At 63.4% G+C, this 22,594-nt stretch carries 21 protein-coding genes and 1 pseudogene; 4 read left to right on the forward strand and 18 right to left on the reverse strand.

Features of this window, described 5'->3' with window-relative positions; all coding sequences use genetic code 11:
- Window positions 1–900: exodeoxyribonuclease VII large subunit (gene xseA / locus B3H86_RS06755; protein WP_292052242.1), on the reverse strand; the 900-nt coding region annotated here is incomplete at its 3' end.
- Window positions 901–996: 96 nt separating this feature from the next.
- Here xseA and B3H86_RS06760 point away from each other — a divergent pair.
- Window positions 997–1,431: a PRC-barrel domain-containing protein gene (locus tag B3H86_RS06760; protein WP_292052244.1), complete on the forward strand. Its 435-nt coding sequence runs from the start codon at window positions 997–999 to the stop codon at window positions 1,429–1,431.
- Window positions 1,432–1,468: 37 nt separating this feature from the next.
- Window positions 1,469–2,746, forward strand: a complete 1,278-nt coding sequence (gene purD, locus B3H86_RS06765; RefSeq protein WP_292052245.1) for a phosphoribosylamine--glycine ligase — start codon at window positions 1,469–1,471, stop codon at window positions 2,744–2,746.
- Window positions 2,747–2,781: 35 nt separating this feature from the next.
- Here the strand turns inward: purD and B3H86_RS06770 are convergent, their stop codons facing one another.
- Window positions 2,782–3,432, reverse strand: coding sequence for a murein L,D-transpeptidase catalytic domain-containing protein (locus B3H86_RS06770; protein WP_292052247.1), 651 nt, complete (start codon window positions 3,430–3,432; stop codon window positions 2,782–2,784).
- Between the two features lie 479 nt (window positions 3,433–3,911).
- Between B3H86_RS06770 and B3H86_RS06775 the strand changes: the two genes are divergently transcribed.
- Window positions 3,912–4,322, forward strand: coding sequence for a hypothetical protein (locus B3H86_RS06775; protein WP_292052249.1), 411 nt, complete (start codon window positions 3,912–3,914; stop codon window positions 4,320–4,322).
- Here the strand turns inward: B3H86_RS06775 and B3H86_RS06780 are convergent.
- From B3H86_RS06780 to B3H86_RS06810, 7 genes are all read right to left on the reverse strand, one after another.
- Window positions 4,319–6,607 carry a CHASE2 and HATPase_c domain-containing protein gene (locus B3H86_RS06780; protein WP_292052250.1) on the reverse strand — a complete coding sequence of 763 codons (2,289 nt, stop codon included), beginning with the start codon at window positions 6,605–6,607 and terminating at the stop codon, window positions 4,319–4,321. The two genes, B3H86_RS06775 and B3H86_RS06780, sit on opposite strands and share 4 nt — an antisense overlap.
- A gap of 11 nt (window positions 6,608–6,618) precedes the next feature.
- Window positions 6,619–7,992, reverse strand: a complete 1,374-nt coding sequence (locus B3H86_RS06785; protein WP_292052252.1) for a FecR domain-containing protein — start codon at window positions 7,990–7,992, stop codon at window positions 6,619–6,621.
- 52 nt (window positions 7,993–8,044) lie between these two features.
- The gene (locus B3H86_RS06790) at window positions 8,045–8,782 is read right to left on the reverse strand and encodes a response regulator transcription factor (protein WP_292052254.1); all 738 of its coding nucleotides are present in this window, start codon (window positions 8,780–8,782) and stop codon (window positions 8,045–8,047) included.
- 102 nt (window positions 8,783–8,884) lie between these two features.
- Window positions 8,885–9,889, reverse strand: coding sequence for a tetraacyldisaccharide 4'-kinase (gene lpxK / locus B3H86_RS06795; protein ID WP_292052255.1), 1,005 nt, complete (start codon window positions 9,887–9,889; stop codon window positions 8,885–8,887).
- Window positions 9,886–11,196, reverse strand: a complete 1,311-nt coding sequence (locus tag B3H86_RS06800; RefSeq protein WP_292052256.1) for a 3-deoxy-D-manno-octulosonic acid transferase — start codon at window positions 11,194–11,196, stop codon at window positions 9,886–9,888. The genes lpxK and B3H86_RS06800 overlap by 4 nt, the downstream gene beginning before the upstream one ends.
- 2 nt (window positions 11,197–11,198) lie before the next feature.
- Window positions 11,199–11,891 (reverse strand): lysophospholipid acyltransferase family protein, encoded by a 693-nt coding sequence (locus tag B3H86_RS06805; protein ID WP_292052257.1) that lies wholly within the window; start codon window positions 11,889–11,891, stop codon window positions 11,199–11,201.
- Entirely contained in the window at window positions 11,888–13,741 is a 1,854-nt protein-coding gene (locus B3H86_RS06810) for an ABC transporter ATP-binding protein (protein ID WP_292052258.1), read from the reverse strand. The genes B3H86_RS06805 and B3H86_RS06810 overlap by 4 nt, the downstream gene beginning before the upstream one ends.
- Before the next feature lie 103 nt (window positions 13,742–13,844).
- Between B3H86_RS06810 and B3H86_RS06815 the strand changes: the two genes are divergently transcribed.
- Window positions 13,845–14,510, forward strand: coding sequence for a fused DSP-PTPase phosphatase/NAD kinase-like protein (locus B3H86_RS06815; RefSeq protein WP_292052259.1), 666 nt, complete (start codon window positions 13,845–13,847; stop codon window positions 14,508–14,510).
- On the opposite strand, the gene B3H86_RS06820 is transcribed toward B3H86_RS06815, so the two are convergent.
- From B3H86_RS06820 to B3H86_RS06860, 9 genes and pseudogenes are all read right to left on the reverse strand, one after another.
- Window positions 14,511–14,732 (reverse strand): hypothetical protein, encoded by a 222-nt coding sequence (locus B3H86_RS06820; protein WP_292052260.1) that lies wholly within the window; start codon window positions 14,730–14,732, stop codon window positions 14,511–14,513.
- Between the two features lie 96 nt (window positions 14,733–14,828).
- Window positions 14,829–15,065 carry a DUF4170 domain-containing protein gene (locus B3H86_RS06825; protein WP_292052261.1) on the reverse strand — a complete coding sequence of 79 codons (237 nt, stop codon included), beginning with the start codon at window positions 15,063–15,065 and terminating at the stop codon, window positions 14,829–14,831.
- A 29-nt stretch (window positions 15,066–15,094) separates the two neighbouring features.
- Window positions 15,095–15,889 carry a 3'(2'),5'-bisphosphate nucleotidase CysQ gene (locus tag B3H86_RS06830; protein ID WP_292052262.1) on the reverse strand — a complete coding sequence of 265 codons (795 nt, stop codon included), beginning with the start codon at window positions 15,887–15,889 and terminating at the stop codon, window positions 15,095–15,097.
- On the reverse strand, window positions 15,886–17,244 hold the full coding sequence (locus B3H86_RS06835) for a TldD/PmbA family protein (RefSeq protein WP_292052264.1): 1,359 nt from the start codon (window positions 17,242–17,244) through the stop codon (window positions 15,886–15,888). Before B3H86_RS06835 ends, B3H86_RS06830 begins: the two co-directional genes overlap by 4 nt.
- Before the next feature lie 133 nt (window positions 17,245–17,377).
- Window positions 17,378–17,908: a hypothetical protein gene (locus tag B3H86_RS06840; protein ID WP_292052266.1), complete on the reverse strand. Its 531-nt coding sequence runs from the start codon at window positions 17,906–17,908 to the stop codon at window positions 17,378–17,380.
- A 169-nt stretch (window positions 17,909–18,077) separates the two neighbouring features.
- Window positions 18,078–18,476, reverse strand: a complete 399-nt coding sequence (locus B3H86_RS06845; RefSeq protein WP_292052268.1) for an MAPEG family protein — start codon at window positions 18,474–18,476, stop codon at window positions 18,078–18,080.
- The gene (locus B3H86_RS06850; protein WP_292052270.1) at window positions 18,476–20,248 is read right to left on the reverse strand and encodes a M14 family metallopeptidase; all 1,773 of its coding nucleotides are present in this window, start codon (window positions 20,246–20,248) and stop codon (window positions 18,476–18,478) included. The genes B3H86_RS06845 and B3H86_RS06850 overlap by 1 nt, the downstream gene beginning before the upstream one ends.
- A gap of 152 nt (window positions 20,249–20,400) precedes the next feature.
- Entirely contained in the window at window positions 20,401–21,048 is a 648-nt protein-coding gene (locus tag B3H86_RS06855) for a hypothetical protein (protein ID WP_292052272.1), read from the reverse strand.
- 133 nt (window positions 21,049–21,181) lie between these two features.
- Window positions 21,182–22,560, reverse strand: a pseudogene (locus B3H86_RS06860) (UbiD family decarboxylase).
- Window positions 22,561–22,594: the final 34 nt, after the last annotated feature.

The raw sequence follows: 22,594 nt of genomic DNA on the forward strand, positions 1-22,594 counted from the left end.
GCGGGTCTCCAGATCGGACAGGCCCCATTGCAGTTCGGCCAGAACCGGCGTGGCGATTTCGGCGGCCCCGGTCGGCGTGGGCGCGCGCCGGTCGGACACGAAGTCGATCAGGGTGGTGTCCGTCTCGTGGCCGACTGCCGAGATGATCGGGATGGTGGCGTCGGCCACGGTGCGGGCCAGCTGTTCGTCGTTGAAGCCCCACAGGTCCTCGACCGAGCCACCGCCGCGCGCGACGATCAGCAGGTCGGGCCGCGGGATGGGGCCGTCGGGCGTCATGGCGTCAAAGCCGCGGATGGCATTGGCCACCTGTTTGGCAGCGGCATCGCCCTGAACGATCACTGGCCAGACGATGACGCGGCAGGGCCAGCGGTCGCTGATACGGTGCAGGATGTCGCGGATGACCGCGCCGGTCGGGCTGGTGATGACGCCGATGGTGGCGGGGAAGGCGGGCAGGGGCTTTTTGCGCGACGGCTCGAACAGGCCCTCTTCGCGCAGACGGGCCTTGATGCGTTCCAACTGCGCCAGAAGCGCACCGGCCCCCGCAGGCTCCATGCTCTCGATCACGATCTGATAGGACGACCGCGCCGGATAGGAGGTGATCTTGCCGGTGACGATAACCTCAAGCCCCGTTTCGGGCTGGGCGCCGAGCGTGCGCACCACGCCCTTCCAGATCACACCGTCGATGGCGGCCTTGTCGTCCTTCAGCGTCAGATAGACGTGGCCGGACGAGTGGCGCGTGACCTTGGAAATCTCGCCCCGGATACGGACGTGGCCAAAGCGGTCCTCGAGCGTGCGCTTGAGCGCGAAGCTCAGCTCCGAGATCGACAGGGGCGGGTTGTTGTCGCGTACGGGAGCGGCTTCGGGGGCCGCGCCTTCGAAGGCGTAATCGTCGGAATCCATAGAGGCGACACTACAGCCTGAATAGCGCGGCGGGAACGGTCAGAATGCCCCGTCGTTTGCTTGGGCATGGGGCAGAGGTTCGAAAAGGCTGTGACGATGAAGACTTCCTTGATGATGGCTGTGGCCGCAGTAGGCGTTCTGGGCTTGGGGGCCTGTGACAACAGCACCAACGATGTGGTGCGTGCACCGGCCCCAGACATGGCACCGGAACCTCTAAGCCGTGATGAGGCCAAGGCCGCGACCAATGAGGCCGCACTGGCGCTGGGTATGACACGCAAGGCTCTGGAGGATGCCGATCTCGTCAATGCACAGGGGCAGGACCTTGGCGATGTTGAAAGCCTGGTGACCGATGCGTCGGGGACGGTGACGCATTTTGTGGTCGAACTGGATGGTCCCGGCGATGTGCAGGTGTTGCTGCCTCTGGCCCAGGTAAAGGCCGAAACGCGGACCGATGGAAAAAGTCCGGATTTGGTCACCCAGCTCACGTCCGGGGAATTAGCGGCTTTGCCGCGCTATAATCCGCCACGTTAATCTTGACCTGACTCATTAGGTCCATCATTCCGGCGTTATGAACATTCTGCTCGTCGGTTCGGGAGGGCGCGAGCACGCCCTGGCCTGGAAAATCGCCCAGTCGCCGCGCGCTTCGCGGCTCGTCATTGCGCCCGGCAATCCCGGCATGGCGCAACACGGCGAGTTGCGCAGCGACATCAAGGCGACCGATGTCAACGCGCTGGTCGCCTTGGCCAAGGAAATCGCCGCTGATCTGGTCGTCGTCGGACCCGAGGCCGCGCTGGCCGAAGGACTGGCCGACCAGCTGGATCGTCTGGGCATTCCGTGCTTTGGCCCCTCGGCCAAGGCGGCGCAGCTGGAAACCTCCAAGGCCTTTTCCAAGGCGTTTCTGGCCCGACACAACATCCCGACCGCAGGCTATGGCGTCTATGAGGATGTCGAGGAAGCCAAGGCGGCGCTGGCCAACTATAGCGCTCCCTATGTCATCAAGGCCGACGGTCTGGCCGCCGGTAAGGGCGTAGCCATCAGCCCGGACCGCAAGGATGCCGAGATCGAGATCGAGCGTATGCTGGGCGGCCGTTTCGGCAGCGCCGGCTCGCGCGTGGTCATCGAAGAGTTCATGGACGGCGAAGAAGGCAGCCTGTTCGCCCTGTCCGACGGCAAGCGCGCCGTCCTGTTCGGCGGCGCACAGGACCACAAGCGCGCCTTTGACGGCGATGCCGGTCCGAACACGGGCGGTATGGGTGCCTATTCCCCCGCGCCGGTGTTCACGGCCGATTTCGTCAAACAGGCCAATGACCGCATCGTCCAGCCGACGATCCAGAAAATGGCCGAGGAAGGCACGCCTTATAAGGGCGTGCTCTATGCCGGTCTGATGGCGACCAGCGAAGGTCCCAAGGTCGTCGAGTTCAACGCCCGTTTCGGTGATCCGGAATGTCAGGTGCTGATGATGCGCTTTGATGGCGACATCGTTCCGCTGCTGCTGGCCTGTGCCAAGGGCGACCTGTCGCAGGCTCCGGTGCCCCAGTTCAAGCCGGGTGTCGTCATCACCGTGGTCCTGGCGGCCAAGGGCTATCCGGACAGCCCGCTGGAAGGCTCCATCATCCGCGGGGCCGATCAGGATTTCGGCCCGAACGTTCAGGTCTTCCATGCGGGAACAAAGCGCCGCGATGACGGCCAACTGGTCGCGGCGGGCGGTCGCGTTCTGAACGTCTGCGCCTATGGCAAGGACGTCACCGAGGCCCGCGAGCGCGCCTATGAGGCGATTGCCAAGATCGACTGGCCGGGCGGCTTCCACCGCACCGACATCGGTTGGCGGGCTATCGGTCGCGAATAGGTTTCAAGGGGAAGGTTCAGCCTTCCCCTTTTTCCTTAGTTCATGGCGAACAGCAGCCGCCCTTCGCCCATGCGCTCGCGCAAGGCCTGCAGGTCGGCGTGGCTGCACGAGAAGCAGCCGTAGGAGCGCCCCAACTTGCCTTCACGCGCAAGGAATGAGGGATCGGCATAGTCCGCGCCGTGTACGATAATGGCGCGTTGACGGGCGAGGTTGTTGGAATACTCCAGCCCGTCCAGAAGCACGTTTGGCCCCTGTTGCGGACCCCACGACGGGCCGGCCGTCACATAGGAGCCCAAGGAGGACATGTGGCTGTCGGGCTGGTTGGAGAAGCGTTCGGCATAGCCACTGTGGGCCGGGTCTGAGCCGCGCCCGTGGGATGTCCGGTAGGATGTGACCCATCCACCCAGCAGATCGACCTCATAGAGGCGCTCGGTACCTGAAAACTTCTGGAAATCGACGATGTACATACGGTCGCGCAATGCGACGCGATGGCCATGTGTATCCATCGCTGCACGGGCCCGCTCCAGCAGATCGCGACGGATCAGATTGTATGGATCGATAACCGTCTGGGTGCGGACGGGGGCGGCATAGGCCGCCAGATCAGGGCGGGGTATGGTCGGTGTCGGCTGTGGTGCGTAGGCCTGCTGAGCCGTCGGTGGTGCGGATGCGGTCGCGCATCCAGACAAGGCTATCGAGCCACCGAGTATGAGTCCACGCCTTGAAATCTGCACTCTTCCATCCCTCAAGGTTGATGGTTAAGGCGCATAAAAGAACGTTCAAAATCATAATAGGCAAGCTTGGCTGTAAAGCTTTTCTTGTCACAAGCCTTGCCATTTCTTCAATATAGGCAGAAAGTTGAGCTAAGCCGTATTGGAAGCTGTGGGAAGGCGGACTTGTGTCGTTGGCATGCTTGTGCCGAGCGCGGGCATTTCTACTGGTTTGACCAGAATATGGCCCAATATACCTATTAATAGCGCGTGCCTAACATTTGCGTGATGGCGAAACGCTATCGCATCGAATGTCAGCCAATCGATCCATGCAGTTCGGAGATTGTATGACCATTATCGCCCGTGTTCCCCGTGCATTGAAGCTCATGATCCTGGGCGGAGTGATTTTGACAGGCGGTCTGTCCGCCTGCAGCTCCGGCCCGGAATTCAGGGTTGAAATGGCCCCGAGGGAACCCGCGGTGATCGATGGCGTGCGGTTCCTGCCATCGGATGATGCCCGCGTCGTCAATGCCGTGACCGCAGAGCTGCAGAAGCGCAGTGTGGGTGAGGCGGGGGAGTGGCAGCTGGAGGTCGCGCTGGCGATCAGGCCTGTCGCCGTCGGCACCTATACCGATGTGTCCGCCCGCGAGGGCGAATGGGCAGAAAAGCCCCGCCCTACCGGTGCCCGACGTGAGCCGGGGTTGCATGTCCTGACTGTTCTGGCGACCCGTAAGGACGGGACCGACCGACGCCTGGTGCGGGTGAGTGGCCGCGGGCCGGTGGGCGAAACGGCTCCGGATCTTTTGGATGCCCTGTCCAAGATGGCGGTCGATGCCCTGATCGACGGGGCACCGCAAGACACGCTCTAATCCGGTTCGCCCTCAACGGCGGGCAGGGTGATGTAAAAGCAGGCGCCATGTGTCGGAGGGGTCATACCCTGCGGGGGGTCTATGCTGATGTGACCCCCGTGGCGCTGCACCACAGTATGCACAAAGGCCAACCCCAGTCCGGCACCGGAAACATTGCCACCGGCAAAGGGCTGGAAGAGGCGGCCCCGCATATCCGCATCCAGACCAGGCCCCTCGTCGCAGATGGCCAGAAGCACCCTGTCGTCCCATCGTGACAGCTGACAGGCCACATGGCCGCCTGTGGGGGTGTGGCGAATCGCATTGTCCAACAGGTTGATGATGACGCGGCGCATCAGGGCGGCATCCACATCAACCAGATATTCCTCATCATCCTCAGGGGTCACCAACTCGACCCCCTTGGCGGCAGACTGTGGCCACAGCGTATCGGAAGCCTCGGTCACCAGATCGCCCAGATTGGCCACACCGAAGCTCAACATCTGGTTTTCGGCGCGTGACAGCTGAACATAGCCTTCGGCCAGGGTCAGGGTCTGTTGGGCATTCTTGCGGATCTGGTCCTCGATCTTTGGCGATCGGGTTTCGTTCGACAGCAGGGTCAGGATGGAGACCTGCGGGGCGCGCATGTCATGGCCAAGCAGCTGAAGGGTGCGCTGCCGTTCGCGTTCGGCGGCGCGAAGCGGGGTGACATCGGCCATGCGCACGATCAAACCGGCAGACTGTTCGGCGGTATCCACCAACTGCGCGATGGCGATCTGGAAAGCGCGGCCATCGGCCAGTTGCAGTTCGTCGCGGATGCCGGGCTGGGCGTCAATCAGACTGCGCCATTCGCGCAGGCCGAGGGTCTGGAAAAGATGGTCCAGATGCGCGCCTTCCAGTTCGATGGCCGCAAACAGATCGCGCGCCCGCCTGTTGGCGATCAGGACTGTACCGTACAGATCGGTGACCAGAGCGGCATCGGGCAGGCTCTTGATCGACTGGTTGATGTAGCGATTGAAGTCCCGGAACTGTTTGAGTGCCGAACTGAGGGCCAGAACCTGACGGGCGATTTCGTCGCCTGCCTGCCATTTGGCACCGGGAGACAGGGCCGACAGATGGTGGGTTTCGGTATCCGCGCGCAGGTCGTTCAGTTCGGACTGCATATAGCGGTATGTCGCCGCCAGCCGTCGCCAGCTCCACAAGGGCCAAGCCACGATAACCCCTGCACAGGCGGCCAGCGGCGGGAACCAAACGCCCTGTATCAGCAGGTATGCGGAAATGCCGAGGGTCAGACCGATCAGGCCAAAACCCAAAACCGTATTGGCGACAGGGCGCAGCCATAAAAACCCCGACAGCATCACCACCAGAGGCAGCAGGGACAGGATCGCGCTCAGGCTCCTGTTGATGGGCTGTATGTAACGACCATCCAGTACGGCCTGCGTCAGGGTGGCGACAATATAGACGCCGGGCATGAGGGCACCCTCCGTGCTGGTGGGGGTGGCATAGCGATCCCCCATGCCCTGTGCGGTGGCACCGACCAGCACGCGTTTGTCCTTGAGAAATCCGGCAGGAACCTCGCCGCGCAGCACATCGACGAAGGAAACCGTCGGATAGGGTTCGGCACCGGCGGGAAAGCGCAGGGTCCGTAACTGTGACGTCAGAAGACCGTCACCGGGGGCACCCGTGGGCGGGGGGGTATCGACATTGCCCTGCTTGGCGACAAGCTGGGACAGGTGGGGCAAGGTGATGCCGTCGGCGCTGGCCCATAGGGGCAGGCTGCGTACTGTGCCGTCTTGATCGGGTGTCAGTACCGCATGGCCAATGTCCGCCGCTGCCGTGCCCAACGCCCCGGCGGGCATGCTCACGGAGGCTTGTCTGCCATTGAAGCCCGGTGTGTCGATGGCTGCCAGCAGATAGACATTTCCAGCCTCGCGTATCGACCGGGCCAGGGCATCGTCATCATCGGTGGGATCGACGAACAATACGTCATAGCCCACGGCTTGCACGCCGATCTGCTTCAGTCGATCGACAAGTCCGGCGTGAACGCTGCGGGGCCACGGCCACGCGCCAATGGCATCAAGACTGCGATCATCGATGGCGATAACAACAATGCCGTCATGGGCCTGCGTGGCATTGGCATGGCTGATGGCGTCGAAGACAATGCTGTCGCCGCGTCGGGTGACTTCTCCGAGGCTGAGCCAGACAACCAGAGCGATGGCCAGCACCGCTGTGATGCACCACTCGACCAGCACACGTCCGCCCAGCCGCGTGGCGGGGTCGGGCGGGGATGATAGGCCAGTGGTGATGAACAAGGCCGCGCCTGTCAGCGGTTGATGGTCAGAACTTCAGGATTGGACCATGCCGACAAACGGTGACCGAAGCGGTAACGCGTGCCTTCCACCCGCCAGCTGTAGGTGCCCGGCGGCAGGTCGGTCAGGCTGAAGGCTGTGTCGGTCAGGCCGGGACTGTCCACGAGCGGCTGGCCCTGCGGCTCTCCGTCCTCATTGGCGCGGCTGATCTGGAAGCGGAACGTCGCCTCGCCCTCGCCCCCTGCACTCCATTTGAAACGGTAGTACCGTGTCTTGCCTAGCAGTTCGTTTGACAGGCTCAGACCGCCGACGCTGTTGCGGGCGCGGATGAAGTTGAAGGTCCGCGCGCGTCCTTCAAGACCCTCGGCGGACAGGGCCGTCAGACGCAGGAACCATTGCCCCTCTGGAAGGTCTGCCAGAGCCAGCGGTTGACCATTGGAGGTCCGTGCCTCAGCGACCAAGTCTTCCATGCCCGCATCAGAGGCGACATAGCCCTGGATGAAGTGGGCGTCAGCAGGGGCGGTATAGTCGAAGGCAATCTCTTCGCGTGTCTGGAGGGTGCTGTCTTCCTTCATGACCGGCGCGGCCAGCAGGGGAACCGCAACCAGATCGCTCTGGCCGGGGCGCAGGGCCGCCCCCTGACCCTCGGGCAGCAGGACAGCATTGGTCAGGGCGGTGTCCGCCATCGCGACGGTGCCATCCAATACGCCGGTCGCCGTGCTGCCGGTGGTTTCATCAAAGGCGACGCGGAAAGAGGTGCCACGGACGGCCGATACCGAGGTTGGCGTGATGACGCGGAAACCGCCGGGACGCTGTCTGGGAGAGACACGGCTTTCGACACGGCCGCGATCGACGACCAGTCTGTAGTCGGGCGCATCGTTGATGACGAAGCGGCGGAGGCGTTCCAGACGAAGCCGGCTCTGCGATGGCACCACAGTGTGGGTGCCATCCGAAAAGGCTATGCGCACAAAGGCACTGGGGCCGGTGCTGATGATATCGCCCTCACGCAGCAGGGCGTCCTGCGAAGGGCTGACCGTTGTGCCATTGCGCTCGACCCGTACCTCCCCGCGAAAGCTTTCGAGGCGCGCGGGATCATCGCGGGTTCTCAGCAGGGCGGGTTCGATGCTGAGGGACCGCCCGGTCGCCATGCGGCGCGGATTGGCGACGCGGTTGTCGCGCTGAAGCTGTCGATAGTCGTTCGGGCTGCGCAGGTATTTGCGGGCAATGTCGATCAGGGTGTCGCCGCGATTGACCAGATAGGACAGCGGACTTTCGCACAGTACCGCGGTCGCGCCCGCGCCCTCTTCGGACGAGGATTGCGCCAGTACCGTTGCGGGGGCCGCTGCCAGGACCAGGGCCAGGCCAAGTCCAACTGTCGATTTGCTCATGATCACAGGGTATTTGCCAATCCGGTCTGAATATCGAGCCAAGGCGCGCGGGCTATTGACCCACGGATTCAGGCTGCGGAGCGGTGTCCTGACCCGGCTCGGCGTTGGAGCGTTCCAGCCTGTAGCCATAGCTGTATACCGGAGTCAGGCGGTATCCCTGCTGGGGGCGCAGGTTCAGCTTGCTGCGGACACGCGAGATATGCATGTCCAGCGAGCGGCTGTTCAGGTGCGGTTCGTTGCCCCAGATGGTTTCCAGCAGATAGGTCCGCGACAGGGCGCGGTGCAGGTTGCGGAACAGAAGGCGGGCCAGCGCGAATTCCTTGGGGGTCATGGTGATGCTGACACCGTCGCGCACGACCGTGGTTGTGCTGACGTTGAAGACGATGTCGTCATAGACCTCGCGCTCGGCGGGCGAAGCCACATGTTCATACGCACGGCGCAGAAGGGCACGGATGCGCGCCTCCAGCACCATCGGCGAAATCGGTTTGGCCAGATAGTCGTCCGCACCGGCATTCAGGGCGGCCACTATATCGTCGTCCTCGACGCGGCTGGTCACCAACAGCATTGGCGGCGGCGGCGTCAGGTTTGCACGCACCCAACCTACAATCTCGATGCCCGAGCGGTCCGGCAGGTTCCAGTCTACGATCAGTAGATCGAAGGTGTCGCGGCGCAGGGCCGAGATGAGAGCATGACCACGCGAAAAAGTGGAGGGCCGATAACCGGCCTTTTCCACGATTTGAGAAATCGCCTGAAGTTGGACCTGATCATCGTCGAGGACCGCGATTTTCATATGTATCTGCTCTCAGCGTCAGTGGGGGGATGCCAATATAACGGTTTGAGAGAGTAGTAGTGCCTAACAGAAACGGTAAATTGTAAATTTAAGTTTGGTCGATCACGTTCTTGAAATCAGCCAATCGGTGAATACGGCCTCATTGTCGAAGCGTGCATGTACCGGCCAAGCTTGAATATTCGTACGTCTTTCGGGGGCAAGACGGACCCAGTCCTTTTCGGTGGTGACCAGACCGGCGTCAAACAGCTTGGCGCGCTCCAGCAGGAATTCATGCTGGTCATCGCTCAGTACGGCGTGATCGGCCAGCGGGACAAAATCCTTTAGATCACAACCTGCTGCGATCAGTGAACGCTCAACCTTCCACGGCTTGGCAATGCCTGCAAAGCCGACCTGGGGGCCGGGTGGCGGCGGCGCGGCAGGCCTGAGACGCGCGGTGAATACCGGCAGATCGCCAAAGACCTCGACCAGTTCGGCGTCGGCACTGTCCATGTCTGTAGGCAGCAGGATGATGACACCGTCCGCACGAGCCAGACCGGCCGCCAGCGGTTCACGCATGGGACCGGAAGGGAAGACAGAGCCATCGCCAAACGGCCATTCGTCATTGCGGGTTTCCCCGTCCACGATGACGAGACTGACGGTCTTTTGCAGGGACGGGTTCTGGTGCCCGTCATCCAGCACGATGGCGTCGGCCCCTGCTTCGACTGCGGCGCGTGCACCGGCGGCCCGGTCGCGGCTGATGATGGCCATGCCGTCCCGGGCCAGCATCAGGGGCTCATCACCCACATCGTTTGCCGAATGGACAGCAGGGTCCACGGTTACGGGGCCTTCCAGCCTGCCGCCATAGCCACGGGACAAGGCCGCCGGATTGCCGCCTCGTTCACGCAGCAGCCGCAGGATTTCCCGCGCCACGGGCGTCTTGCCCGATCCGCCCACCGTGACATTGCCCACCGATATGACCGGTATGCCGGGGGCATATCCCGTTGTGCGGGCGATCCTGCGGGCCGTCACAGCGGACCAGATCCACGACAGGGGCTTCAGGGCCATGCGGGTGACGGGCGCGTGGTTGCGGTCGCGGGTGTACCACCAGCGCGGCGTATTGAGCTTCATCGCGGGCGTCTCCGCTCCGGTTTGGGGGCGGGGGGAAGGTGGGTCTGCAATGTGGCCCACAGGCGGTCCAGACCGGCCGCGGCCTCGTTGGCGGCCCTGCGGGCGCGTTCGCCCATGTTGCGGGCCGCGTCCGGATTATCCAACAGGGGCAGGATCAGGTCGCGCAACTCATCGGGGGCCAGAACACTGACCAGGCCCCCGGACTGTTTGAGTATGCGGTTGACCTGCTGCCAGTTGGCGGCGTCGGGTCCGCTGAAGGTCGGTTTGCCGAGGCGGGCCGGCTCAAGCGGATTGTGGCCCCCCACGCTGCCGCCACTGAGGGCGGGCGCGAACGAACCGCCCAGCACGACAACATCGGCCAGACGCATGAACAGCCCCAGTTCGCCCAGGGTGTCGGCCAGATAGATCTGGATACCGTCTTCGATATCGCCGCCCACGCTTCGGCGCGTCAGTTTCCAGCCATCCAGTTCAAGCTCTTCGACAATGCCGCTGGCGCGTTCGGGATGGCGCGGCACGACAATCATCAGAAGACGCGGAGCGAGCCCCTTGAGCGCCTTGGCCAGAGCGCGTTCCTCGTTCTCGTGGGTCGAGGCGATGACGATGACCGGCCGGTCGCCGATCAGCCCTGACAGACGCGAGAACTCCGCACGGTCATAGGGCAGGGGCTCTCCAGACAGTTTGAGATTGACCATGCCGTCCACGCGGGCACCCAGAGCGACCAGACGATCCTTGCCTTCCTGATCCTGAGGCCAGACATGGTCGAAGGCCGCCATCAGACTGCGGGCCATAGACGGCGCTTTTTGCCAGCCTTCGTAGGTGCGGGTGGTGATACGGGCGCTGACCAGAGCCAGCGGAATACGCCGCTCACGGCAAGCCGAGATCAGATTGGGCCACAGCTCGCTTTCGACAAAAATGCCGAGGTCCGGCTTCCAGTGATCCAGAAACAGACGCACTGCCGAGGGCGTATCGACGGGTGCAAACTGGTGGATGACCCCTTCGGCCAGTCGCGGGGCCAATACCTCTGCAGAGGTCAGGGTTCCGGTGGTCACAAGGACGGTGACATCCGGACGGTCCTTGCGGATGCGTTCGGCCAGCGGAAGGATGGACAGGGCCTCGCCGACGCTGACGCCGTGGATCCAGACCAGAGGACCGGATGGGCGCGGGCAACCGGCGATGCCCAGACGCTCGTCCACGCGGGCAGGGTGCTCCTTGCCCTTGCGGACGCGGGCATCCAGCATGCGCGGGGCCATCGGTTCCAGAACCCTGGTGGCCAGCCGGTAGGCGATGAGTGCGGGACTGAAGCTCACGGTCAGACGCGCTCTAATCCGGTGATTTCATCAGCGCGGGCTTCGGCCGCGGTCAGCCGCTCGGTCCAGGCCTCAGCCACTTCGGTGACGTCTCCGTTTTCCGGGAAATCCGCGCGGTCCCATACAATGGCCCCCTTGGCGAAGGGCAGTGGGATAAGGGCGCGGTCCCAGCTTTTCAAACGGATGGCGGGCTTTACCGATGCGCCGAGGATCAGCACCGGCACACCCGACATACGGGCCATAACCGGCAGTCCTTCGGCCATCTGGCGCGCCGGTCCGCGCGGACCATCAGGCGTGATGGCCAGTCCGCCGCCGGATTTCAGATATTTCAGACCGTCGCGCAGGGCCTGGGTACCGCCCTTCGAGGCCTCGCGCTTGTCCTTGTTGGAGGACGAGCCGCGCACGGCAGGGATGCCCAGTCGGGCTACGGCCTTGGCGATGAACTCGCCGTCGGCGGACAGCGAGATCATGGCGCGCGGGGGCTGGGCCCGATCCATCGGCCACGAGGCGGCGGCGATGCCAAGGCGTGAGTGCCAGAAGGCAATCAAGACGCCCTTGTTCTTTTGCGCCCATACCGCCTCGGCCACCTGCTCGTTCTCGTGGGTCCAACGGGTGGTGGCGAAGCAAAAACGCAGCCATTCCGAAAAGAGGAAGGCGATACTGCGCTGTATGACGGGGTTACGAAGCGGTCTCATGCGCCGGTCTCGTCAGGCAGCAGGGACGGGGCATAGGTATCCAGCGATTGCTGGCGGGCCAGACGGGCATACAGGCCGCCATGATCGATCAACGCGTCGTGGGTGCCCTGTTCGATGATCTCGCCTGCCGAAATCACATAGATGCGGTCGGCGTTGCGCACGGTCGAAAGGCGGTGGGCGATCATCAGGGTGGCGCGGCCTTCCATAAGGCGGTCCAGCGCCTGTTGGACCAGGGCCTCGCTTTCGGTGTCCAGCGCGCTGGTCGCTTCGTCCAGCAGCAGGATGGGCGCGTTCTTCAGGAAGGCGCGGGCGATGGCGATACGCTGGCGCTGGCCACCGGACAGGCGGGCACCGGCCTCGCCCACGCGGGTCTGGTAGCCATTGGGCAGGGCCGAGATAAAGTCGTGCGCGGCAGCGGCGCGGGCGGCCTCGATGATCTGCTCTTCGGTGGCGTTCTCGCGGCCATAGGCGATGTTGGCGGCGATGGTGTCATCGAACAGGAAGGGTTCCTGCGTCACCAGAGCGATATGGTCACGCAGGGACGACAGGCTTAGGTCGCGCAGGTCGATACCGTTGGCCGTGATGCGTCCGCCCGTGACGTCATAGAAACGCGGCAGCAGGCTGAGGATGGTGGACTTGCCACCGCCGGACGGGCCGACAAGGGCAACCGTCTCGCCGGGCGAAACCTGAAGGTTCACACCGCGCAGGGTCGGCACTTCGCCCGTGGCGGTGCGATAGGCAAAGGAGACGTCCTCGAAAACGATCTCGACCGGACCGGGGGCGAGGGTAGCCGGATTGGACTGTTCGCGGATTTCCGGCTGGATATCGAGGGCTTGGAACAGGCGGCGCGCCGCTGTCATGCCTTCGGACATGACGGTGGTCAGGTTGGAGAGCTGGCGCAGGGACTGGCCCGCCAGCATCAGCATGCCGATGAAGGCGGCAAATCCACCGACCGACATCTGGCCCTTGCTGGCGCTCCAGCCGGCATAGCCGATCACGGCGGCGACGATGGAATAGGCGATGATGTCGGAGGCTGGCCCGGCATAGGCGCGGCTGTCGGCACCCTTGATGACGTGACGCTGGCGGCGGTCGATGACGGTGGCGACATTGGCCTCTTCGGCGCTTTCGCGGTTCTCGATCTTGATGACGCGCACGCCGTCGAGGTTTTCCATCAGGGCCGAGGACAGAACCTCGGTTTCGGCCATTGCGCCCTTGGCAGCCTTACGGGATTTCTTGCCGAACTTGCGCATCACCAGGGTGACAGCCGGTACGCCCAGCAGAACGATCAGTGTCAGCGGCAGGTCGATGAAGCCCATCGCCACCATCACCCCGACGACGATCAGCACGTTCTGGGTATAGTTGACGATGCCGTTGGTGAAGGCTTCGCGCACAAGGTTGGCGTCGAACAGGACCGACGAGACGAAGGTGCCGGAATGCTGGTTGCGCAGACGCGACAGGTCGGCGTTGATCATGCGCGAGAACAGCTGCTTCTGGATGTCGCCGACAATGCCGTGGCCCAGACGGTTCACCAGGGCGGCTTGCCCTGCCATCGTCAGGGAGCGGGCAATCGAAATGGCAATGATCACGCCCGGGACGAGTGCGATCAGCCATTGGGGCTGAACCGTGAAGAAGTGCAGAAAGCGTACAGGCCCCTGATGGGGCTGGAACAGCAGATCGATGGCCGGTTCAAGGAAACGCAGCAGTCCTGCCGTCAGCCCGCCTGCGCAGACAGCCAGGGCGATCGAGGAAAAGAACGCAACCCTGTGATGCGAGAGATAGTCGCGCCACAGGCGCCTCAGCAGTTGCCCCAGGGGCTGTGGGGTATCGGTCTGGTCTGCGGGGCTGTTCATTATACTTCGGTCGGACGGTAAAGGCTGTGAGTCAAGCGCCTTGGCTTGCAGGGCGGAACATGGAAAGAGTGACCGAAGCGTTCGTTAAGGTTATCTGACGCTTATGTCGTTTCCCGATCTGTCCTCGCCTTATGGCCGATTCAAGGTCTTGTGGTCCTATTTCTGGGGCGACCACGCCTTTCTGCGTACAAGCTTCACAAATGCCCACTGGGTTGATGCACAGATGGTACGGTCCAACCAGCCGTCGCCGCGTCAACTGGCGTGGTGGAAGAGACAGGGTATCCGCACGGTCATAAACCTGAGAGGCCCGCGCAATGAGCCTTATTACTGGCTGGAGAAAGACGCCTGCCAGAAGCTGGGCCTGACCCTGATCAATGCGCCGCTTGATTCACGCGATGCCCCGACGCCGGAAAGGATCATCCAGGCCAAGCACCTCTTCGAGACGATCGAATATCCGGTGCTGATCCACTGCAAGTCGGGTGCGGACCGCGTGGGCCTGATGGCGGCGCTGTACCGCTATTTCCATCTTGGACAGCCGATGTCTGTCGCCAAGTCCGAGCTGGGACGGCGGACCCTGCACAACCGCGAGGGAAAGACCGGGGTGCTGGACATGGTGCTGGAAACCTATGTCAGCGAGGCCGAGTCCAAGGGAATAGACCTGATCAGCTGGATGTACAGCGATGCCTATGACGCGGACAGTATGACCCGGACCTTCCGCTCCAAATGGTGGGGCGATCTTCTGGTCGAGCGGATACTCTGCCGCGAGTGATCAGTCCCAGGGGCCGTTTTCCCCATCGGTCGGGGGCGGTGTCTGCGGCGCCGAGTTCCGGGCGCGTTCGGCGTCGATCCGTTCCTGCCGCTCCAGAAGCTTTTGGTTCAAGGCTTCGTCAGAGGCGCGCTTGGCCAGCAGGGAACGGGTCCAGAGCACCAGCACCAGCAACAGCGACACGATACCGGCAATGGCTTCGCCGCCTAGAGGGGGCATGTTCATGATGGGCCTCCTTGCCGTTCAAAGACCCACCATACGTCAAGGGCGGCTGAAGCCCTAGCCCCAGCCGCCCTTGTCAGGATCAGTTCTGATCGTTGCTTATGCGTCGCCGCGCGGATCGATCAGCTTGTGCGCGTGCAGGATGAAGAAACGCATGTGGGCGTTGTCGACGGTGGCCTGGGCGCGAGCCTTCCAGGCGGCCTTGGCTTCTTCGTACGAACCGAAAGCGCCGACGAACTCGACTTCCTTCAGGTCGCGGAAGGTCGGCTCCGACGGGTGACGCATTTCGCCACCGATGACGAGGTGAAGCAGTTGAGTTTCGAGCTTGTCAGCCATGGAGAGGGGCCCATTGCACAGGAGAGGGGTCAGAAGGTGAGCGGGATAGGCGCTGTCCGCCGGATTATCAACGGGTGCAATGCCGGAGCGGCGCAAATCATGCTCGTTTGTCGCGGATCGTGGCGATTAAATCGCCATTTGTGGCCTTTGTGGTCACTGACGACCGCGCCAGCCTCCTGTGCGATAAGCGATCCTGCGCAAACATCCCAGTCCCACTTTGGGCTGATGGCGATGGCGGCATCGAAGGCCCCCGCCGCCACCAGGGCCATGCGATAGGCCAGGGCGTTGCGCTTGGAGAAGTTCATGTGGGGCCACGGCTCGTCCCACTCGCGCGCCTCCATCAGGCGGGCGTCGGCCAGCAGCTCGGCCTCTTCCAGCTCGCGGGTGTCCGAGGCGGTGATGGGGCGGCCCTGAAGGCGGGCACCCCCGCCCAGCGTCGCCTCGAACATCTCGCCGAGCATGGGAGCATAGATGGCGGCGGCGACGGGTTCGCCGTCCTCGACAACGGCGATGGGGGTGCACCACCACGGCTTGTTGCGCATGAAGGCCGACGTCCCGTCGATGGGATCGACCACAAAGATGCGCTTCTTGGACAGGCGGTCGGTGCTGTCGGCGGTTTCCTCCGACAGCCAGCCATAGTCGGGTCTTGCCGACAGCAGGCGCTCTTTCAGGAAATTATCGACCGCCAGATCGGCGTCCGTGACCGGAGAGGCGTTCTCCTTGGACCAGACCTTCAGCCCCGCATCGCGGTAGTCGAGCGCCATCTGGCCGGCGTCGAAGGCGGCCTGACGGATCAGGGCAAGGTCTTGGTCAAGCGAGGTCATTTACCGGCGATCGCCACCTTGTCGAACAGCAGCGACGGGCTGTTGAAGGCGCTGCGCCATTCGATGTCGCCCGCGCGTTGCAGGCGGACGTAAAGATCGACCAGATTGCCCGCCACGGTCACTTCGCTGACCGGATAGGCGCGCTGGCCGTTCTCGAACCAGAAGCCCGAAACCCCGGCGGACCAGTCGCCCGTGTTGCCGTTCAGCGAGGGGCCGAACATGGAGGTGATCAACAGGCCGGTGCCCGCCGATGCCATCAGGTCGTCCAGCGAGCCTTCGCCCGGCGTCAGGTGGACGTTGTGGGCCGACACGCCCGACGGGCCGACCAGACCGCGCGAGGCGTGACCTGTGGACGTCATTCCGAGTTGCGCCGCCGAAGCCGTGTTCAGCAGCCACGTCGTCAGGCGGCCATCCTCGACCAGATTGCGCTTTTCTACGCGCACGCCTTCGTCATCGAACGGGGTGGAGCCGAGGCCGCGCACCATATGCGGATCGTCCACCAGATCCACGCCCGACGGCAGGACCATCTCGCCCAGCTTGTCTTTCAGGAAGGATGAACCACGGGCGATGGCGGTACCGGCAATGGCACCCAGCAGGGGCGACAGGACCTGAGTGGCGATCCGGTTCTCGAAAATGACGGGAGCGGTGGTTGAGGCGATCTTGCGGGCCCCGACGCGGGCCACGGCGCGCTCGCCCGCCTTTTGGCCGATCTCTTCGGCGGAGGGCAGGTCGGCGAAGTGGCGCAGCGAACGGCTTTCACCGCCGCGTTCCATCGCGCCATCCTTTTCGGCGATCACGCCCGCGCCCAGCGAGAACATGCTGCCGCGATACTGGCCGACAAAGCCGTGCGAGGTGACGAGGTGCCATTCGGTCGAGGACCACGAGGAATCGCCGCCCTCGGAACGCGACACGCCTTCAACGGCCATCGCGGCGTGTTCGGCGGCGACGGCGGCGGCTTCAAGCTGTTCGGCGGAGCGTCCGCTGGCGTCGAACAGGTCCAGCTCGGGGTGCGGGCCACGGGCCAGAAGCTCTTCGGGGGCCAGCGAGGCATAGGGGTCTTCGGGTGCAAGACGGGCCATGGCGATGGCCCGCTCGACAAGGCGCCCACGGGTTGGCTCGGACAGGTCCGAGGACGATACCGTCGCCTGACGCTTGCCTACAAAAACACGCAGGCCGAGGTCGGTGGATTCCTCGCGCTCGACATCCTCCAGTGCGCCGTTGCGGACGCCGACGGCCAGAGAGGCGCGGCGGGCGGTGGCGGCTTCGGCTGCGTCAGCACCGGCCTTGAGGGCGGCGGCGACCAGATCATGCAGCATGGAAGGATCGGGCGAGGCGGAGGGCGTCGATGCGGACATGCACCGGATATGGCCGACCCCGCCTGCGACCGCAACTGTTCAAGAGGGTTAGCAGGGCGGATAGCGGGCACTAAGAATGTCAGTCAGTGCCGGGAGACGGACGTTCGCGTTCGCATAGGCACTCCTCGCGCCGTCACGCGAGCTCGGGCCATAGTAAAGCCATGGCTATTAGGCCCAGTGCGTTAGCTACCAGATGAATCGCTAGGATTAGCCAAAAACCCTCCCATCCCTTGCCTCGTTTCATCCAGTGATGCTGGATCGCAGCCATCAAGAAAAAGAACGGGAAGACGGCAAACGATGCCAAGCTGAGCCCGTGATAAGGAACAGCCAGCACCCCGCAAGCGAGGCTGGTTGCCCACACCGGCCACCCCAAACCCTTGTGATTACCCAAGAGCCATACGACGAAACAGATGGCCAGCGACTCGATGAGAGGTGCGAACGCTAGGCTTGCAATAATCCATTCTTCAGTGAGTGCGTCGGGGATGCCGCTGAAATTATCGTACGCACCTTCTCCGGCTATCAGTACGATGGACGCACCCAGCGCCATAAACGACAGGCGTCCGACCACCACTGCCAGTACGAGGGTACGGCCCCAGCGATCGCTCTGCCCGGTCAAGTCGCGCCAAAAGGTCTGGCGGAACGTTTGCTTCGGCTGCGGGATCATCCGGCGTCGGGGGTGGCGACAGTCGCCAACGGTAGGGGGCGTTGCGCGTTCATCATGCAACCCTAGCTAGATGTCGCCTGCCCGCAACTGAAAATCCCATACGCCTTGGACGGATCGAGCAAAGACACCGGCAGCTTGTCTCATGGCTGATCCAAGCCTCGTCGCGTGCCTACAGCACCGACCACGCGATCAGGCTGATCCCGGCGATGAGCATGGAGAGCCACGTTAGCGTCATGCCTGCAGCGCGGGCCAGAGAGAGGCCCGGCAGGTAGAGGACAGCACCGGCGTGGATCAGGCGACCGGCGAACATCAGGGCTCCGACCAGATGGATCAGGGCGGGCGGGGTGTCGAGGAAGGCCAGCAGGATCAGCCCGCACAGACCCGCCGGAATATATTCGGTCGCATTGCCGAAGGCGCGGACGGCGACGGACAGATCGTTCTGTCCGCCGTCGCCATAGGGAATGCGCAAGGTGCGGCGGCGTCCCGCTGCCATGCCCGACAGGACGAACAGCAGCAGGATCAGTATTCCGCCCCAGAGGGCCGCGGACTGAATGGTCGATCCGATCATCAGTTCTCGCGGGCCACGGGGTAGAGCAGGTGGCGCTGGTCATAGAAGGGCGTGCGTTCGTAGAACCAGCCGAGGCGGGCGTGCGGATTGGCTGCAAACTCCGGCTCGGCGGCCAGCTTGGCCTCGAACTCGGCCTTGAGGGCCGGATCGGCGGCCATCATACGGTCGGCAAGCGGCGCGATGGCATAGGGCTCGATATATTCGACGCGGCTGAGTACCTCCAGGAACATGCCCCATGCGAAATAGCTTTCGCGGGACTGGGGCTCCAGCGCCAGCATGACAATGTCCCCCAGCGGCTGGTCGGTGGAGACGCGGACCGAACCCGGCGCGAAGGTCCAGCGGGTCTGCTCTTCCTCGACTGCGTCGATCTTCACTTCGATGTGGCCTTCGTTGGCGCGTTGCGACAGCTTGGGGCCCTTGAGGCGGAGCATGGTGACGTCAACGGCGGTGGGCGTATCCACGCGGGTCATCTCGACGCCCGAGGCGGCCAGACGCTCGATGATGTCGGTGCGATAGGCGGGCACCCAGTAGGCCTTCGGGCGCTTCAGCTCCAGCGTCGGGCGCGAGCCGTACCACGGCATCGACCACAGTTCCGGATCGGCCTCGCCCAGCCAGCGGATCTCCCTGCGGCCCGAGGCGGCGCTTTCGTACATTTCGTATTTGATGCCCTTGAACGGGACATATTCGGTCGGCTCTTCGACCTGTACGAAATTGGCCAGGACAACGTCGGGGCGCAGGGCGCGGTCGGCGGCGATGGCGGCGCGCACCTCGGCCACCTTTTCGGCCATGACCTTCAGGGTTTCTTCGATGAACACATAGGTGCCCAGCACGCGCTGGTCGTGCGGCTTAAGGCTGTGGTTCTCGATCAGGATGGTCGGGATGTGGGCGGCGTCGCCCCAGCCGTTGGAGAAGCGTTCGCCAAGGCCGCCGTCGTTCAGGCCCGCGCGGGGGTTATCGTCGTCGATGCCGAAAACAAGCTCGCCGGGGATGTGGCCGTTGTCTTCCAGCGCCTTGTAGAGCGGCGGCTTGAAGCTGTCGTTCAGCCATTTCGCAATGGCAGGCGAGCGGGTGAAGGTATCGTCCTCGCCGGTGAAGCCGAAGGTGACATCGTACTGGTAGTCCATGCCGTCGGTAACGTGGACGTCAACGTAGATGTCGGGGTTGTATTTGAGGATCAGGCCGCGGACCGCGCGCATCTCGGGCTGGTCCAGCTTGAGATAGTCGCGGTTCAGGTTCTGGTTGGTGCCGGTGTTGCGCCAGCCCTGGATGCGCGGACCGCGCTGGTTCGGACGGGAGTAGCGGCCCGAGCGTTCGTGACCGTCAACACTGAGGATCGGGATCAGGATCAGGTTGGCGCCGTTCAGCAGGTGGTCCTTGCCGTAGAAGGCGATGTCGCGCAGCAGCATCATGCCCGCGTCCTTGCCGTCGATCTCGCCCGGGTGGATGCCCGCTTGGATCAGCACGGTGGGCTTGGCCGGATCGAACTGCGCGCCGTCCTTGGAGGCGATGACGGCGTAGATATCGCGGCCTTCCGGCGAGGTGCCGAAGCTCTCGATGCGGATCAGGTCGGAGGCGGCGTCCAGACGGTCGAACCATGCGCGGGTGTCGACGTAGTTCGGGCTGAAGTTCAGTTCGGCGTCCTGTTCAAAGCCCGAGGCCCACGGATCGCTGGCCGGACGCAGCAGGGCGCGCGAGGCACCGTTCCACTGGGGCGCGGGCGGCAGGAATTCCTGATCCCAAGGGGCGTGATTGGTGATCGACGTATCGGACATGGCAGGACTCGATATTAGGGCGACGACTAGGGCCGCGAGCGTGACGTGCCGCATGAACCCCTCCAACAGGCGACAATATTGCGGCGACCTTAGGGTGTTTTGCGTCCATAAAAAAAGCCCCGATGACCATGTCATTGGGGCATTGGGCAGGTTTATCGCCAATCCTCATCCAGAGGTGCGCCAATATCGGCGGGCGTGCCAACGGGCAGGCCGTTTTGCTGGCGGGCGGTGCGGATGTCTTCGTCCGACATTTCGGCAAAGACTTCACGGAACTCGGCGGCGTAGTCAGAGCGGGCTTTGGTGATAATGGCCAACCAGTCCGCTTCGTTCATCTCATCGGGACGCATGTTCGACAGCGGCAGTCTGGCCTCATAGGCGATGGCGCGTTGGGCCGTGTCACGCATCAGGGCGGGGTCCGCCATGATCCAGGTGTTTATGGTGCGGCCCATCTCGTCGCTCATCGAGTTGCGATAGAAGGAGAAGCCCACCTCGTCCACGCCCGTGACCCACGCATCGGTGCGGATCTGCCAGATGTAATACCAGAAAGAGGCGCGTAGCCTGTTTCCCTTCTTCCATTCGTCGGCAATGACAAAGCTAAGGTTGAAGGGGGAAACCTCGGTCAGATTGGCCAGCACATACTGCGGATCGTGCGCCGGATTGGGGCTGACCGCATCGCTTTCCTGTTCGATTGCGGGGGCGTCGAAGGCGGAGACGACATGAGCTGTGGCGGAAAGCGCCGAGCCTGCCATCAGTAGGGCGAGTGACAGGCCGGTCGTGTGGCGCAACAGCTTGAGGGTCATCAGTCTATCCAGAAATGGCTATCGATCGATAACTGACAAAGATCACAGTTATCGGTTGAACGTAAGCCTATGGACTACAGGGGGGCTCGATCGAAAAAGGGAGCGCCTATCGGGCGCTCCCTTTCGACCTTGGTCAGGACTTCTTCCAGATGGGCGTCCTGTCGCCCGGAAGGCCGAGGCTGTCCCAGATGTCGTTGACGCGCTCGATCACGTCCTCGTCCATCTTGATGACCTCGCCCCATTCGCGCTTGGTCTCGGGCTCCCACTTGTCGGTGGCGTCGAGACCGATCTTGGAGCCGAGGCCGCTTTCCGGCGAGGCGAAGTCCAGATAGTCGATCGGGGTGCCTTCGATCACGGTGATGTCGCGGGCGGGGTCCATCTTGGTGGAGATGGCCCACATGACATCCTTCCAGTCGCGGGCGTTGACGTCGTGGTCCACGACGATGATCCACTTGGTGTACATGAACTGGCNNTGAGCGCCTCGCCCAGCACCGACGGTTCATCCGGCGGGCGGCCGGTGAAGGTGGTCAGATAGATCGGGTCTTTCCGCATGGTGATGGCGGTGACCTGAAACACCGGGAAGGTCTCGACCGAGTTGTAATAGCCCGTGTGGTCGCCGTACGGCCCCTCGGGGTGATGCTCGTCGAGCAGGACGTGGCCTTCCAGCACGATCTCGGCTTGGGCAGGCACCATCAGCGGCACGGTCTTGCACGGCACCAGCTCAGCCTTCTCGCCGCGCATCAGGCCAGCGAACTGATACTCCGACAGGGTTTCCGGCACGGGGGTAACGGCGGCCAGAATGGTGCCGGGGTCGGCACCCAGAACGACGGCGCAGGGCAGGGGCTCGCGCTTGCCGGCCTTCTTGTGGCGGGCATAGTGCTGGGCACCGCCACGGTGGGCCAGCCAGCGCATGATGGTCTTGTCCTTGCCCAGCACCTGCATGCGGTAGATGCCGAGGTTGAAATCATCCTCGCGGTCGTCGCTCGGGCCCTTGGTGACGACGAGGCCCCAAGTTATCAGGGGGGCGGGCTCGCCCGGCCAGCACGACTGGATCGGCAGCTTGGTCAGGTCGATGTCATCGCCGGTCAGGACGACCTCTTGAACCGGAGCCTTCTTCACGGTCTTGGGGCGCATGGACATGACCGTCTTGGCCAGCGGCAGCATTTCCATCGCTTCGCCCAGACCGCGTGGCGGGACCGGATTTTTCAGGAAGGCCAGCAGTTCGCCCACTTCGCGCAGTTCCTGCGTGGTGGTGCGCTGTTTGTTTTCCAGCGTCACGCCCATCGCCACGCGCTTGACCGTGCCGAACAGGTTGACGAGGCAGGGGATGGGGCTGACCGAGCCGTCGGGCATGACGGGCTTTTCAAAGATCACAGCCGGTCCGCCGTTACGCAGCAGACGGGTCTGGATCTCGGTCATTTCCAGCACGGTGGAAACCGGTTCGGAGACGCGAACCAGTTCGCCCTGTGCTTCCAGCTGTTCGATGAAATCGCGGAGGGATTTGTAGGCCATAGCCGTGGATTAGGCGGCATTGCACCGTCTGTCA

Origin of the sequence: Brevundimonas sp. UBA5866 (genome assembly GCF_002432125.1) — a bacterium.
In the GTDB taxonomy this organism is placed as follows: domain Bacteria; phylum Pseudomonadota; class Alphaproteobacteria; order Caulobacterales; family Caulobacteraceae; genus Brevundimonas.

What these genes read in the sequence shown, in the direction of transcription:
- B3H86_RS06805 (WP_292052257.1), bottom strand. Translation starts at nt 11,891, where the DNA reads ATGAGACCGCTTCGTAACCCCGTCATACAGCGCAGTATCGCCTTCCTC.
- purD (WP_292052245.1), top strand. Translation starts at nt 1,469, where the DNA reads ATGAACATTCTGCTCGTCGGTTCGGGAGGGCGCGAGCACGCCCTGGCC.
- B3H86_RS06790 (WP_292052254.1), bottom strand. Translation starts at nt 8,782, where the DNA reads ATGAAAATCGCGGTCCTCGACGATGATCAGGTCCAACTTCAGGCGATT.
- B3H86_RS06775 (WP_292052249.1), top strand. Translation starts at nt 3,912, where the DNA reads ATGGCCCCGAGGGAACCCGCGGTGATCGATGGCGTGCGGTTCCTGCCA.
- lpxK (WP_292052255.1), bottom strand. Translation starts at nt 9,889, where the DNA reads ATGAAGCTCAATACGCCGCGCTGGTGGTACACCCGCGACCGCAACCAC.
- B3H86_RS06810 (WP_292052258.1), bottom strand. Translation starts at nt 13,741, where the DNA reads ATGAACAGCCCCGCAGACCAGACCGATACCCCACAGCCCCTGGGGCAA.
- B3H86_RS06855 (WP_292052272.1), bottom strand. Translation starts at nt 21,048, where the DNA reads ATGACCCTCAAGCTGTTGCGCCACACGACCGGCCTGTCACTCGCCCTA.
- B3H86_RS06785 (WP_292052252.1), bottom strand. Translation starts at nt 7,992, where the DNA reads ATGAGCAAATCGACAGTTGGACTTGGCCTGGCCCTGGTCCTGGCAGCG.
- B3H86_RS06835 (WP_292052264.1), bottom strand. Translation starts at nt 17,244, where the DNA reads ATGTCCGCATCGACGCCCTCCGCCTCGCCCGATCCTTCCATGCTGCAT.
- B3H86_RS06815 (WP_292052259.1), top strand. Translation starts at nt 13,845, where the DNA reads ATGTCGTTTCCCGATCTGTCCTCGCCTTATGGCCGATTCAAGGTCTTG.
- B3H86_RS06840 (WP_292052266.1), bottom strand. Translation starts at nt 17,908, where the DNA reads ATGATCCCGCAGCCGAAGCAAACGTTCCGCCAGACCTTTTGGCGCGAC.
- B3H86_RS06820 (WP_292052260.1), bottom strand. Translation starts at nt 14,732, where the DNA reads ATGAACATGCCCCCTCTAGGCGGCGAAGCCATTGCCGGTATCGTGTCG.
- B3H86_RS06830 (WP_292052262.1), bottom strand. Translation starts at nt 15,889, where the DNA reads ATGACCTCGCTTGACCAAGACCTTGCCCTGATCCGTCAGGCCGCCTTC.
- B3H86_RS06845 (WP_292052268.1), bottom strand. Translation starts at nt 18,476, where the DNA reads ATGATCGGATCGACCATTCAGTCCGCGGCCCTCTGGGGCGGAATACTG.
- B3H86_RS06850 (WP_292052270.1), bottom strand. Translation starts at nt 20,248, where the DNA reads ATGTCCGATACGTCGATCACCAATCACGCCCCTTGGGATCAGGAATTC.
- B3H86_RS06760 (WP_292052244.1), top strand. Translation starts at nt 997, where the DNA reads ATGAAGACTTCCTTGATGATGGCTGTGGCCGCAGTAGGCGTTCTGGGC.
- B3H86_RS06825 (WP_292052261.1), bottom strand. Translation starts at nt 15,065, where the DNA reads ATGGCTGACAAGCTCGAAACTCAACTGCTTCACCTCGTCATCGGTGGC.